Below are 13106 nucleotides of genomic sequence, written 5' to 3'. Positions count from 1 at the left end.
CCGGCCCCCGGCCCCCGGCGCCCGGCTCAGAGCGCGGTGCGGGGGCGGGGCGGCAGCCCCGCCGCGGCGTAGCAGGCGTCGACGAGGCGGGCCTGCGCGACGGCGTCGTCCGCGTCGGTGACGATCGGGGCGCCGTCGCGCACGTGCGCGGCGACGGCCTCGAGCTGGTAGGTGAAGGTCGAGCGCGTGCCCAGGCGCTCGACGCGCTCCTCGCGCGCGCTGCGCACGACGAGCCGGTCGTCGCCGTGCGGCAGCACGAAGTCCGGGGCGGAGAGCTCGCCCGCGGTGCCCTCGACGCGCAGCGACATCCGCACGCCCGCCGCGGCCATGTCGCAGGAGGCGAGCGCCGTGGCGCCGCCGGGGAGCTCGAGGTCGACCGCGAGGCGCTCGTCCACGCCGGGGTGCCCGTCCCGCTCGCGGGCGGTGGCCGCGACGACGCGCGGAGCGCCGCCGGCCGCCGCCGCGAGCAGCCGCACGACGTGCAGGGCGTAGCAGCCGAGGTCCATGAAGGCGCCGCCCGCGAGCTCCAGCGACCAGCGGGGGTCGTCGTCGGCCGGCGCCGGGATGTCGACGTGCGCCTCGACGTGGCGCAGCGCCCCGATCTCGCCGGAGCCCACGAGCTCGAGCACCCGGCGCACGAGCGGGTGGTGGGCGTAGTGGAAGCCCTCGACCACCCGCACGCCGGCGCCGCGCGCCGCCGCGACGACCTCCTCGGCCTCGACGGCGTCGCTCGCGAACGGCTTCTCGCTGAGGACGTGCTTGCCCGCGCGCACCGCGCGCAGGTTCCACGGCCCGTGCAGGCCGTTGGCGAGCGGGACGTAGACCAGCTCGACCTCGGGGTCGGCGAGGACCTCCTCGTACGACCCGACGACGCGCTCGAACCCGTGCTCGGCGGCGAAGGCCTCGGCGCGGGACCGGTCCCGCGCGGCGACGGCGACCAGCCGCGCGCCGGTCTCGTGGGCGGGCGCGACGAGGGCGCGCGGGGCGATGCGGGCGGCGCCGAGGACGCCGATGCGCAGGGGCTCGGTGGTGGGCACGGGGGCAGTCTGCCCCACCCGCGCAGCCGGGGGCGAGAGCGCTCCCACGCCCCGTGCTCGAGCCCCCCGTGCTCAGGCCGCCCCGCGCCCCCGCTGGGCGCCGCAGGCCGTGCAGCGCACGAGCGGGACGCCGCCCCGCAGGTCCACCTGCAGCGTCCACAGGGAGCGGCAGGCGCCGCAGCGGTGGCGGAGCAGGCGCTCGCGCCGGCCGGCCGCGCGGGCCCTCGTACGGGTGGTCGCTGTCGTCACCCGGTGTCCCTCGGCGCGCGGGCGCGGGCGCCGCATGGCCCGTCGGCACCGTCCGGGCTAGCCCGTCGTGACTAGTCCCCCGGCAGCAGCCCCCGCGCGGGCCGGCCGATGAGTAGCGTCCCCGGCACCGGTCTGCCAGCACGTCGACCGACCGGGTCGACGGAGCCGAGGAGGAACCCGTGAGCGTCCAGCTGAACCCGTACCTCAACTTCCGCGACGAGGCCCGCCAGGCCATGGACTTCTACCGGTCCGTGCTGGGCGGCACGCTCGAGCGCAGCACCTTCGCCGAGTTCGGGATGGCCCAGGACCCGGCCGACGCCGACAAGGTCATGCACTCCCAGCTGCGCACCGAGGACGGCATGGTCCTCATGGCCGCCGACACCCCGGCCGGGATGCCGACCCCGGAGCAGTCGCGGCACGCGGTCTCGCTCAGCGGCGGGCCGGAGGACGAGGAGCGCCTGCGCGGGGTCTGGGAGCGCCTCACCGACGGCGGCCAGGTCACGGTGCCGCTGGAGAAGGCGCCCTGGGGCGACTGGTTCGGGATGTGCTCGGACCGCTACGGCATCGACTGGATGGTCAACGTCGCCGGGTCCTGAGCCGGGCCGGCCCCTCAGCGCAGCGCCGGCACGGCGCCGGGCGGGTCGGCGACGACGGTGGCGTCGCGCCCGGCCTGCTTGCCGCGGTAGAGCGCCGCGTCCGCGCGCGCGAGGGCCTCGGCCGCCGTCTCCCCCGGCCACCACGTGGCCAGCCCGACCGTGCAGGTCTGCCCGTGCGGGACCGCGGCCCGCACCCGGTCCGCGACGGCGACGGCGTCGGCCCCCGCGCAGCCGGGCAGGGCGAGCGCGAACTCCTCGCCGCCCCAGCGCGCGAGGACGTCCTCGCGGCGCAGGCACGCCTCGGCCGCCACGGCGAAGTCGCGCAGCAGCGCGTCGCCGGCGAGGTGCCCGAGGCCGTCGTTGTACGCCTTGAACCGGTCGAGGTCGACGAGGGCGAAGGTCAGCGGCGCCCCCGAGCGGGCGGCCCGCGCGGTCTCCTGGGCGGCGACCTCGTCCCAGCGCCGCCGGTTGGCCAGCCCGGTCAGCGGGTCGCGCTGCGCGGCGCGCTCGAGGCGGGAGAGCAGGTCGGCGCGCTCCACGACGTGCGCGGCCTCCGCGGCCAGCGTCTCGAGCATCGCCGGGACGTGCGCGGGGAGCCCGGCCACCGGGCGGTGCCACAGCGCGCCGATCACGCCGACGACCCGGTCCCCGGGCAGCACGAGGGGCTGCCAGGCGCCCGAGGCGATGTCGAAGGCGCGCCGCAGCGCGTCGCTGTTCTCCGGGTGGCTGCGCACGTCGGCGACGAAGAGCGGGCGCGCCGACCCGTACGCGACGAGCGCCAGCGAGACGTCCGACGACGGGTCGAGCCGCACCGGCACGTCGTCGAGCCCGACGAGCGCCGTCGAGACGAGGACCCCGTGCTCGTCGGGCTGCAGCAGGTACGCCCCCTCCGCGCCGGTGAGCTCGCAGACGGCGCGGCAGATGGCCCCGCGGGGGTCGTCGCTCGTGGCGAGGGAGCGCGACGCCCGCGCCAGCACCTCGGCGTGCTCGATGTGCTCGGTGAGCCGGTCGTGCGCGGTGCGCAGCTCGCCCTCGCGGGCGAGCGCCTGCGTCACGTCGTGCATGGCCACGACCGCACCGAGGGGGCTGCCGTCCGCCGCCGCCATCGTGCGGCCGGTGCACACGACGCTGCGGTCGGCCCGCCCCTGCGCGCGGATGAGCATGGGCACGCCGTCCACCGCCCCCTCCGCCAGGGCGCGGCGCAGCGGCACCTCGTCGGCGTCGAGGGGGCGCCCGTCGGGGGCGAGGAGCCCGTACGCCTGCGCGTGCTCGCCGGGGTCGAGGGCGGCCCGCGCGTCGAGGCCGTGCCAGCCGCGCGCCGCGTCGTTGAGCAGGACCAGCCGGCCCTGGGGGTCCGCGACCACGATCCCGACGTCCACCGTGTCGAGCACGGTCTGCGTCAGGCGCTCGCGGCGCTCGGCCTCGCGCGCGACGGCGCGCACGGCGCGCAGCAGGTCGTCGCGCTCGTCACGGCCGAGCGCCAGCAGCGTCCCGAGCACCGCGACGAGCCCGCCGAAGAGCTGCACCACGAGCGCGCGCGCGGGGTGGTCGGCGACCGCGGCGAAGGGGCCCTCGCCGTGCAGCGTGAACGCGACCGCCGTGACGGCGGCGGCGAGGCCGTGCAGCGCGACGACCGTCGTGCCCGCGCGCAGCGCCACCCAGACCGTGAGCGCGAGCAGGGGGAACGCGATGGGCAGGCCGTCGAGGACGGTGAAGACGAGGACGTAGCCGGCGGCCGTGGCGACCACCGCGAGCGCGAGCTCGACGCGCGCCCAGCGGCCCGGGGGCAGCAGCGGCGGCAGGTCGTCCGCCCGCGCGGGCGCGCCCGCCCGGCGGCGGCGGTGCTGGGCGAGCCGGGCCCCCAGCAGCAGGCCGACGGTCCCGAGCACCACGACGCTCACCGTGCCGCGGGTCACCCAGACCCCCAGCGTGACGAGCGACCAGGTGCCCTCGAGCACCCCCACCGCGCCCGGGCCCAGGGCGGCGCCCGCCGCGGTGGCGCTCACCGCGGCGAGGACCAGCGCCCCGAGCTGGCGGGGCCGGCGCAGCGGCTCCTCGCCGCCGGCCCCCCACAGCGAGGGGCACCAGCGGGCGAGCAGGGCGTGCAGGACGAGCACCTGCAGCAGCCCCGCCGCGGCGGAGCAGGCGGCGAGGACCGGCTCGGCGCCGGTCACGAGGTTGGCCCCGCCGGTCGTCAGCGCGAGCGCGGCCAGGTCCGGCCCCCGCGTCCCGGCGCGGCGCTGGGCGGCGAACCACACCGCGGCCACGCCGCCGGCCGGCCACACGAGGCTGAGGCTCGCGCCCTCCTCGACCGTGAGCCGGCCCAGCAGGACGGCGGCGAGGTGGGCGAGGGCGAACGCGCCGCTGCGCACGAGCGCCGCGGCGGAGGGTCGGTCCTGGCTCACCGTGGACCCGTCGGCAGCCGCGCCGCGCCGCTTGAGGCCCGGCCCGTGCGGCACCGGGGCGCCGCGGCGCGCACCCGCTCGTCGCACCGGTGTTTGCCCCGGCGCACCACCGGGGATCCGTGCCGCGCCGCTCGACGTGGTCGGGCTTCAGCACGAGGGCCGCGGGGCCGCGGGGCGGCGCAGGAGGCACGCCATGGGTGAGTTCGCGTCGGAGCTGCGTCGTCGGGTGGTGGCGGCGGAGCACGCCCTGCTGCAGGCGAGGGTGCAGGGGGACGAGTACGGGCAGTCGGTGCTGGAGGGTGACCTCGCGGCGCTGCAACGGCTGGCGGACGACCACCGGGTCGCCGTGCCGCGCACGCTGGACCTGACCCGGCACGAGCGCGCGGTGCACCGCGCGTGAGGGGTCAGACGTTGAAGCGGAACTCCACGACGTCGCCGTCGGCCATCACGTAGTCCTTGCCCTCGATCCGCACCTTGCCGCGGGACTTGGCCTCGGTCATCGAGCCGGCGTCGACCAGGTCGTCGTACGACACCACCTCGGCCTTGATGAAGCCGCGCTGGAAGTCGGTGTGGATGACGCCGGCCGCCTCGGGCGCGGTCGCGCCGGCGGGGATCGTCCAGGCCCGGGCCTCCTTCGGGCCCGCGGTCAGGTAGGTCTGCAGGCCGAGCGTGCGGAAGCCGACGCGGGCGAGGATCGCCAGGCCGGACTCCTCCTGGCCGATGGAGGCGAGGAGCTCGAGGGCCTCGTCGTCGGGCAGCTCGACCAGCTCGGACTCGATCTTCGCGTCGAGGAAGACCGCCTCCGCGGGGGCGACGAGCGCGCGCAGCTCCTCCTTGAGCGCCTCGTCGCCCATCTCGGACTCGTCGACGTTGAAGACGTAGAGGAACGGCTTCGCCGTGAGCAGGTGCAGCTCGCGCAGCTCCTCGAGGTCGATCCCCGCCGCGCGGGCGCCCGCGAAGAGCGTCGTGCCGGTGTCGAGGAGGTCCTTGGCCCTGCGCACCGCGTCGAGCGCGCCGGCCTTGACCTTGTCGCGCGCGAGCCGCGACTCCTTCTCCAGCCGCGACAGCGCCTTCTCGATGGTCTGCAGGTCCGCGAGGATCAGCTCGGTGTTGATCGTCTCGATGTCGTCCTTCGGCGCGACCCGCCCGTCGACGTGCACGACGTCGGGGTCGTCGAAGACGCGGATGACCTGGCAGATGGCATCGGCCTCGCGGATGTTGGCGAGGAACTTGTTGCCGAGCCCCTGCCCCTCGCTGGCCCCGCGCACGATCCCGGCGATGTCGACGAACGACACCGTCGCGGGGATCGTCTTCTGCGACGAGAAGATGCGCGCGAGCACGTCGAGCCGCGGGTCGGGCACCCCGACGACGCCGACGTTCGGCTCGATCGTCGCGAACGGGTAGTTCGCCGCGAGGACGTCGTTCTTCGTCAGGGCGTTGAAGAGGGTCGACTTGCCGACGTTGGGCAGGCCGACGATCCCGATGCTGAGGCTCACGGGGTTCGATCCTACGGCGCGACCTCCCCCTCGTTGACCACGCGAGGCACCCGTACGGGTGCCCCGCGAGGCGTCCTGGCCTCGTCCGGCACCCGTACGCCTCGCACGGCGAACCTGTCGGACGCCCCCGGGAGCATCCGCGCCATGGACCCGACGCCCGTCCTCCTGCTGCTGCTCGGCCTCGCCGCCGGCCTGGCCCTGGGGCTCCTGCTCGCCCAGCGCCGGGCCCTCGACCCGGCCGCGATGGAGGCCCGCGACCGCCGGCTGCTCGAGCTCGCCGACGCCCGGTTCCGCGAGGCGGGCGCCGCCGCGGGCGGGGAGCTCGCCGCGCGGCGGGCCGAGGTGGAGGGCGTCGTCGCCCCGCTGCGCGAGACCCTCGCCCGCGTCGAGGGCCACCTGCACGAGCTCGAGCGCGCGCGGGTCGGCGCCTACCACGCCCTGACCCAGCAGGTCGGGCTCGCGCGCGAGACGAGCGAGGCGCTGCGCGAGCAGACCGCGTCCCTCGTCTCGGCGCTCAGCGCGCCGCAGGCCCGCGGGCGCTGGGGCGAGGTGCAGCTGCGGCGGGTCGTCGAGCTCGCCGGGATGCTCGAGCGGTGCGACTTCGACGAGCAGCCGTCGGTCGTCGTCGACGGGCGCGTGCAGCGCCCCGACCTCGTCGTACGGCTCGCCGGCGGGCGCAGCGTCGTCGTCGACGCGAAGGTCTCGCTGGCCGCCTTCCTGCAGGCGGCCGAGGCCCGCGACGACGCGCTGCGGGCCGAGCGGCTCGCCGCCCACGCGCGGCACCTGCGCGCGCACGTCGACGGGCTCGCCGACAAGGAGTACTGGGCGGCCTTCCGACCGACCCCCGAGCTCGTCGTCCTCTTCGTCCCCGGAGAGGCGTTCCTGGCCCCGGCCCTCGAGCAGGACCCGGCCCTGCTCGAGCACGCGATGGCCCGCCGGGTCGTCATCGCGACCCCGACGACGCTCGTCGCGATGCTGCGCACGGTGGCGTACGCGTGGCAGCAGCAGGCGCTCACCGACAACGCGCGGGAGGTGTTCGAGCTGGGGCAGGAGCTCTACCAGCGGCTCGGCACCCTCGGCGGGCACGTCGACAAGCTCGGGCGCTCGCTGCGCCGCTCCGTCGAGGACTACAACGCGGCGGTCGGCTCGCTCGAGCGCAGCGTCCTGCGCCCGGCGCGGCGCCTGGCCGAGCTGCGGGTCACCGACCGCGACCTCGCCGAGCCGGCGCCGGTGGAGGAGGTGCCCCGCCCGCTCACCGCGCCGGAGCTGCTCGACGGGGCGGAGCAGGCGCGCCTGCGGGTGGTCGGCGAGCCGTGAGGGCCACCGGGGGCCGGGCCCGGGCGGCCACGCGCGGGCGGGGGGCGCCCGGTCAGGCGGGGGCGGCGCCGTAGGCCGCGACGTAGTCCCGGACGCTGCGCAGGACCGCGGACGCCGCCTCGGCGGTGAGCCGGTGCTCGCGCTGCAGGAGCGGGGCGAGCGAGCCCTCGTCGGCACCCGCGCGCAGCGCCCGCCAGGCCGTGCCCGCCGCGGCGACGAGGTCCTCCTGCGGGGGCGCCGCGGCGCCGAGGCGCTCGCGGGCCAGCGCCGCGGCCCAGTCCGCGTCGAACGTGCCCGCCGGCGGCGCGAAGACGCGCTCGCCCTCGACGTACCGCCCCGTCCCGCCCCAGTGGGTCATGCTCGTGCAGGGTACGCGGGGGCCAGGGGCCGCTCGCCACGGCACCGGCCGCGGCGGCACGGCGTGCGCTCAGGCGGTGGGGGCGGGCTCGGCGGCGCGCCCGGACGCGGCGCCGGCGGCGCGCAGGTCGCGGCGCAGCTCCGGGGGCAGGGCGAAGAGCAGGCTCTCCTTCGCCGACACGACCTCCTCGACCTGGCCGAAGCCGTGCTCGGCGAGCAGCTCGAGCACGCCGCGCACGAGGACCTCCGGCACCGAGGCGCCGCTCGTGACGCCCACGGTCCGCACGCCCTCGAGCGTGGCCGGGTCGATCTCCGAGGCCTTGTCCACCCGGTACGACGCCCCGGCGCCCGCCTCGAGGGCGACCTCGACGAGCCGCACGGAGTTCGAGGAGTTGCCCGAGCCGACGACGATGACGAGGTCGCTCTGCGCGGCGATGTCCTTGACGGCGACCTGCCGGTTCTGGGTCGCGTAGCAGATGTCGTCGCTGGGCGGGTCCTGCAGCGCGGGGAAGCGCTCGCGCAGCCGGCGCACCGTCTCCATCGTCTCGTCGACGCTGAGGGTGGTCTGCGACAGCCAGGCGACGCGCTCGGGGTCGCGCACCTGCACGTTCGGCACGTCGTCGGGGCCGTCGACGAGGTGGATGTGCTCGGGCGCCTCGCCGCTGGTGCCGATGACCTCCTCGTGGCCCTCGTGGCCGATGAGCAGGATGTCGACGTCCTCGGCGGCGAAGCGCCGCGCCTCGTGGTGCACCTTCGTCACCAGCGGGCAGGTCGCGTCGATGGTGCGCAGGCCGCGGCTGCGCGCCTCGTCGTGCACCACCGGGGCCACGCCGTGCGCCGAGAAGATGACGAGCGCGCCCTCGGGCACCTCGTCGGTCTCGTCGACGAACACCGCGCCGCGCGCCTCGAGCGTCTCGACGACGTGGCGGTTGTGGACGATCTGCTTGCGCACGTAGACCGGCGCGCCGTGCAGCTCGAGCGCCTTCTCGACCGTCACGACGGCGCGGTCGACCCCGGCGCAGTAGCCGCGGGGCGCCGCGAGCAGGACGCGCCGCCCGGTGGTGGCGGGCGTCGGGGCGCTGGTCGTGGCGCTCGTCGTCATGCCCCCCATGGTAGGTGCGGGGCAGCCCCGGTACCCGGCCGCGCGCGGTGACCGGGGTCACGCGGGGCCGGCCGGCGCGGCGGGCCCGGCTAGCCTCGGGCGCATGAGCGCTCCCGCGGCGGCGCCGCGGCCGCCCTCCTCCCCCGAGGCGCCCTGGCCGGTGCGCACGGTGTCGCAGAAGATCCTGCAGTGGGTCTCCCGGCTCGGCGACGTCTGGGTCGAGGGGCAGGTGACGCAGGTGAGCCGCCGCCCGGGCGCGGGCACCGTCTTCCTCACCCTGCGCGACCCGGCCGCGGACGTGTCGATGACGGTGACCTGCCCGCCGCGCGTGCTCGACGCCCTGGGGGCGCCGCTGCTGGACGGCGCGACGGTCGTGGTGCACGCCCGGCCGAGCTACTGGATGGGCCGCGGCACGCTGTCGCTCGCCGCCGACGAGGTGCGCCCGGTGGGGGTCGGCCAGCTCCTCGCCCGGCTCGAGCAGCTCAAGCGCGTGCTGACCCAGGAGGGCCTGTTCGAGCCCGCCCGCAAGCGCACGCTGCCGTTCCTGCCGCGCCGGGTCGGCCTGGTCTGCGGGCGCGCCTCGGCGGCCGAGCGCGACGTCGTCGAGAACGCGCGGCGGCGCTGGCCGTCCGTGCGGTTCGAGGTCCGCGAGGTGGCGGTGCAGGGCGTGAACGCCGTGACCGAGGTGGGCCGGGCGCTGGCCGAGCTCGACGGGCACGACGAGGTCGACGTCATCGTCGTGACCCGCGGGGGCGGCTCGCTGGAGGACCTGCTGCCGTTCAGCAACGAGGCGCTGGTGCGCGCCGTGGCGGCCTGCCGCACGCCCGTGGTCTCCGCGATCGGCCACGAGGTCGACACCCCGCTGCTCGACCTCGTCGCCGACGCGCGCGCGTCCACGCCCACCGACGCGGCGAAGCGGGTGGTGCCGGACGTGCGCGAGGAGCGGGCCCGCGTGGAGCACGCCCGGGAGCGGCTGCTGCGGGCCGTCGTCGGCGGGCTCGAGCGGGAGCGGGCGCGGCTCGACGCCCTGCGCTCGCGACCGGTGCTCGCCGACCCGGCCAGCGGGCTCGACCGGCGCGAGGAGCAGGTGCTCGCCCTGCGCGACCGCGCGCGCCGCTGCACCGCGGCCCGGCTCGACGCCGCGGTCGACGACCTCGCGCACACCCGTGCGCGGGTCCGGGCGCTGTCCCCGCTGGCGACGCTCGAGCGCGGGTACGCCGTCGTGCAGGCCGCCGACGGCAGCGTCCTGCGCCGGCCGCAGGACGCCGCGGACGGTGCGCCGCTGCGGCTGCGCCTCGCCGGCGGCGACCTCGCGGCCGTGGCGCGCCGGGGCTGAGCGCGGGCCCGGCGTCAGCGCCCGGCGCGGGGGTCGGCCCCGCGGTCGCGACCGGGCCGGTCCGTAGGGTGGCCGCGTGACGCAGGGGGCCGACGCGCAGCAGGGGCAGCAGGGGCAGGGCCAGCAGGGGCAGCAGGGGCAGCAGGGCCCGCTCGGCTACGAGCGGGCGCGCGACGAGCTCGCCGAGGTCGTGCGCCGGCTCGAGGCCGGCGGGACGACGCTGGAGGAGTCGCTGGCCCTCTGGGAGCGGGGCGAGGAGCTGGCCCGCACCTGCCAGGCCTGGCTCGACGGGGCGCGCGAGCGCCTCGACGCGGCCCGGGCCCGCACCGACGGCGCGCCGGCGGACGACGACGCCGACGGCACCGGGCCCCGGGGCGCCGAGGACGCCTGAGCCGAGGCGCCGAGGGCGCCCGGGCCGGGCGCCGTACGGCGGCCCGCGGCGCCGCGGGCCCGCTCAGGCCTGCGGGCGCAGCGACCCGGCGAGGACCTCGAGCTCGGCCCAGGAGGCGGTGCCGGTGACGAGCACGGTCGAGCCGTCGAGCTCGCGCACCAGCGAGCGGCGCGGCTCGCCGGCGAGGTCGCGCTCGCGGCGCTCCCACGTCGCGCCGCCGACCTCGACCGTGCCCGTCGCGGCGCCCTGCTTGGTCAGGTCCTCGACGAAGACCGCCGCGTCGCCGTCGGACTGCCCGGTCGCGGCGTAGTCGTCCTCCGGCGTGACGAACCCGATCGTCCAGGCGACGCTGCCGCCCTCGCCGGGGGCGCGGTCCACCCGGGCGCTCGTCGAGCGCCAGTCCTCGGGCAGGCCCGCGGGGACGAGGACGTCGTACGTCGCCGACCCCGCCGCCTGCTGCGCCACGGGGCGCCAGTCGACGGTGCGCACGGTCTCCCCGCTCGGGCGGGGCACGAGCACGAGCACGACGGCGACGATGCCGAGGATGAGCGCGAGCGAGCGCACCATGTCGCCGACCGTGCCACCGCCGCGGACCCGGCGCTGCGGGGCGCGGGCCGCGGTGGCACCCCCCCCGGGCGCGCCCGCCCGCGGGGCCGGCCCGCCGGCCGGGTCGACGGGGGCGGCCGGGCCGCCGGGCTCGCTCATCGCCGAGGGAGGGGTCGGGGTCGCACCAGCCCATGGTCGCCGATCGCGCGCACGGGCGCGAACCTGGCGGGGGTGCTCGCTACGATCCCGGGGAACTCGAGCAGCGGGGTGCCGCCGGCCCCCGCCCCGGCCCGAAAGGACCTGCATGAGCGACGCCACCGACCTGCCGACGGAGCTCAAGGTGGGGCGGGAGGCGCCGGACCGCAACCTCGCGCTCGAGCTCGTGCGCGTCACCGAGGCCGCGGCCATGGCCGGCGGGCGCTGGGTCGGCCGCGGCGACAAGAACGGCGCCGACGGCGCGGCGGTCAACGCGATGCGCCAGCTCATCACCACCGTCTCCATGGCCGGCGTCGTCGTCATCGGCGAGGGTGAGAAGGACGACGCGCCGATGCTCTTCAACGGCGAGCGCGTCGGCGACGGGCGCGGCCCGGACTGCGACGTGGCCGTCGACCCCATCGACGGCACCACGCTGACCGCCAAGGGGATGCCCGACGCCATCAGCGTCATGGCGGTGGCCGAGCGCGGGTCGATGTACGACCCCTCGGCCGTGTTCTACATGGAGAAGCTCGTCACCGGCCCGGCCGCCGCGGGCGTGGTCGACATCCGCGAGCCCGCCGCGGAGAACATCCGCCGCGTCGCCGACGCGCTGGGCGAGGCGCCCGACGACGTCACGGTGTGCGTGCTCGACCGGCCGCGGCACCGGGACCTCGTCGAGGAGGTGCGCGCGACCGGGGCGCGCATCAAGTTCATCAGCGACGGCGACGTCGCCGGCGCGATCCTCGCCGCCCGCGACGGCACCGGCGTGGACCTGCTCCTCGGCGTCGGCGGCACGCCCGAGGGCGTCATCACCGCCTGCGCCGTGAAGTGCCTCGGCGGCACGATCCAGGGCCGGCTGTGGCCGCGCGACGACGACGAGCGCCGCAAGGCGCTCGACGCGGGGCACGACCTCGACCGCGTGCTGCACACCGACGACCTGGTCCGCAGCGACAACGTCTTCTTCGTCGCCACCGGCATCACCGACGGCGAGCTGCTCGACGGGGTGCGCTACCGCGGCGGCTCGGCCGTCACGGAGTCCATCGTCATGCGCTCCAAGAGCGGCACCATCCGCACCATCCGGTCCGAGCACGCGCTGAGCAAGCTGCGCGCGTACTCCGCTATCGACTTCGAGCACGCCCGATGACGGTGACCGTCGTCGGCGAGGCGCTCGTCGACCTGGTCCGGCGCACCGACGGCACCGAGGTGGCGCACCCCGGCGGCAGCCCCGCCAACGTCGCGGTGGGCCTGGCCCGGCTCGGCTGCCCGGTGGAGCTGGTGACGCGCTACGCCGACGACGCGCACGGCGCCCTCGTCGACGCGCACCTGCGGGGCAACGGCGTGCGCCTCGGCCCCGGCACGACGGGCGCGCCGGCCACGAGCGTGGCCGCGGCGACCCTCGACGCCGACGGCACGGCCTCGTACGACTTCTCGCTCGCCTGGGACCTCGGCGACGGCACCCCCGGCCTGGCCGACGGCACCACCTGCCTGCACACCGGCTCGATCGGCGCGACGCTCGAGCCCGGCGCCGCGGCGGTGCGCCGCATGGTCGCGGCCGCGCGCGGGCGGGCGACGGTGTCGTACGACCCCAACGCACGCCCGGCCCTCATGGGCGCGCCGGAGCGGGCGCGCGAGCAGGTCGAGGCGCTCGTCGCGCAGAGCGACGTGGTGAAGGTCAGCGACGAGGACCTCGCGTGGCTGCGCCCGGGCGAGCCGTACGACGCGGTGGCCACGGGCTGGCTCGGCCTCGGACCGGCGCTGGTCGTCGTGACCCGCGGGGCCGACGGCCCCTGGGCGGTCGCGGCGAGCGGGGTGGTGCAGCGCCCGGCGGTGCGGGTCGACGTCGTCGACACGGTCGGCGCCGGCGACGCGTTCATGGCCGGGCTGCTCGACGGGCTGCACCGGCGCGAGCTGCTCGGGCCGGCGGCCGCCGAGCGCCTGCGCGCCCTCGACCCGGAGGCGCTCACCGCGCTGCTCGACGAGGCCGCCCTCGTCGCGGCGATGACCGTCGCCCGCCCGGGCGCCGACCCACCGACCCGCGAGGAGGTCGCGGCCCGCCGGGCGGGCGGCGCCTGACCCCCC

Annotated in this window: 14 protein-coding genes; 7 read left to right on the top strand and 7 right to left on the bottom strand. The window is 77.7% G+C overall.

All coding sequences use genetic code 11. The features are described 5' to 3' along the window. Positions 1–26: 26 nt before the first annotated feature. A complete protein-coding gene (locus D5H78_RS03255; protein WP_119948916.1) occupies positions 27–1037 on the bottom strand; it encodes a Gfo/Idh/MocA family protein in 1011 nt (336 codons plus the stop codon). A 72-nt stretch (positions 1038–1109) separates the two neighbouring features. After that, positions 1110–1286, bottom strand: a complete 177-nt coding sequence (locus tag D5H78_RS19185) for a hypothetical protein (protein WP_165865575.1) — start codon at positions 1284–1286, stop codon at positions 1110–1112. Between the two features lie 179 nt (positions 1287–1465). Here D5H78_RS19185 and D5H78_RS03250 point away from each other — a divergent pair, with 179 nt between their 5' ends. Beyond that, the gene (locus D5H78_RS03250; RefSeq protein WP_119948915.1) at positions 1466–1882 is read left to right on the top strand and encodes a VOC family protein; all 417 of its coding nucleotides are present in this window, start codon (positions 1466–1468) and stop codon (positions 1880–1882) included. A gap of 14 nt (positions 1883–1896) precedes the next feature. Here D5H78_RS03250 and D5H78_RS03245 read toward each other — a convergent pair whose 3' ends face one another. Next, positions 1897–4287, bottom strand: a complete 2391-nt coding sequence (locus D5H78_RS03245) for a sensor domain-containing diguanylate cyclase (RefSeq protein WP_133411992.1) — start codon at positions 4285–4287, stop codon at positions 1897–1899. A gap of 193 nt (positions 4288–4480) precedes the next feature. Here D5H78_RS03245 and D5H78_RS03240 point away from each other — a divergent pair, with 193 nt between their 5' ends. After that, a complete protein-coding gene (locus D5H78_RS03240; protein ID WP_119948913.1) occupies positions 4481–4687 on the top strand; it encodes a hypothetical protein in 207 nt (68 codons plus the stop codon). A 4-nt stretch (positions 4688–4691) separates the two neighbouring features. Here D5H78_RS03240 and ychF read toward each other — a convergent pair whose 3' ends face one another. Continuing rightward, entirely contained in the window at positions 4692–5783 is a 1092-nt protein-coding gene (ychF, locus tag D5H78_RS03235) for a redox-regulated ATPase YchF (RefSeq protein WP_119948912.1), read from the bottom strand. A gap of 144 nt (positions 5784–5927) precedes the next feature. Between ychF and D5H78_RS03230 the strand changes: the two genes are divergently transcribed. Then, a complete protein-coding gene (locus D5H78_RS03230) occupies positions 5928–7100 on the top strand; it encodes a DNA recombination protein RmuC (protein WP_119948911.1) in 1173 nt (390 codons plus the stop codon). 52 nt (positions 7101–7152) lie between these two features. On the opposite strand, the gene D5H78_RS03225 is transcribed toward D5H78_RS03230, so the two are convergent. Both D5H78_RS03225 and D5H78_RS03220 read right to left on the bottom strand, forming a co-directional pair. Continuing rightward, the gene (locus D5H78_RS03225; RefSeq protein WP_119948910.1) at positions 7153–7458 is read right to left on the bottom strand and encodes a hypothetical protein; all 306 of its coding nucleotides are present in this window, start codon (positions 7456–7458) and stop codon (positions 7153–7155) included. Positions 7459–7527: 69 nt separating this feature from the next. Continuing rightward, positions 7528–8559, bottom strand: coding sequence for a 4-hydroxy-3-methylbut-2-enyl diphosphate reductase (locus D5H78_RS03220; RefSeq protein ID WP_119948909.1), 1032 nt, complete (start codon positions 8557–8559; stop codon positions 7528–7530). A 103-nt stretch (positions 8560–8662) separates the two neighbouring features. On the opposite strand from D5H78_RS03220, the gene xseA reads away from it, so the two are divergent. Together xseA and D5H78_RS03210 are read left to right on the top strand one after the other, a co-directional pair. Then, positions 8663–9895 (top strand): exodeoxyribonuclease VII large subunit, encoded by a 1233-nt coding sequence (xseA, locus tag D5H78_RS03215; protein WP_119948908.1) that lies wholly within the window; start codon positions 8663–8665, stop codon positions 9893–9895. A gap of 76 nt (positions 9896–9971) precedes the next feature. Continuing rightward, complete coding sequence (locus tag D5H78_RS03210; RefSeq protein ID WP_119948907.1) at positions 9972–10286, top strand: exodeoxyribonuclease VII small subunit; 315 nt, start codon at positions 9972–9974, stop codon at positions 10284–10286. A gap of 63 nt (positions 10287–10349) precedes the next feature. Here the strand turns inward: D5H78_RS03210 and D5H78_RS03205 are convergent, their stop codons facing one another. Next, positions 10350–10991 (bottom strand): DUF4245 domain-containing protein, encoded by a 642-nt coding sequence (locus D5H78_RS03205; RefSeq protein ID WP_165865574.1) that lies wholly within the window; start codon positions 10989–10991, stop codon positions 10350–10352. 145 nt (positions 10992–11136) lie between these two features. On the opposite strand from D5H78_RS03205, the gene glpX reads away from it, so the two are divergent. Continuing rightward, positions 11137–12171: a class II fructose-bisphosphatase gene (gene glpX / locus D5H78_RS03200; RefSeq protein WP_119948906.1), complete on the top strand. Its 1035-nt coding sequence runs from the start codon at positions 11137–11139 to the stop codon at positions 12169–12171. Further along, positions 12168–13100: a carbohydrate kinase family protein gene (locus D5H78_RS03195; RefSeq protein WP_119948905.1), complete on the top strand. Its 933-nt coding sequence runs from the start codon at positions 12168–12170 to the stop codon at positions 13098–13100. The genes glpX and D5H78_RS03195 overlap by 4 nt, the downstream gene beginning before the upstream one ends. Positions 13101–13106: the final 6 nt, after the last annotated feature.

It is taken from the genome of Vallicoccus soli (genome assembly GCF_003594885.1).
GTDB classification, from domain to species: Bacteria; Actinomycetota; Actinomycetes; order Motilibacterales; family Motilibacteraceae; genus Vallicoccus; species Vallicoccus soli.
Note: the sequence above shows the minus strand (reverse complement) of the source record. Positions and strands in the feature narration are given on the sequence as shown.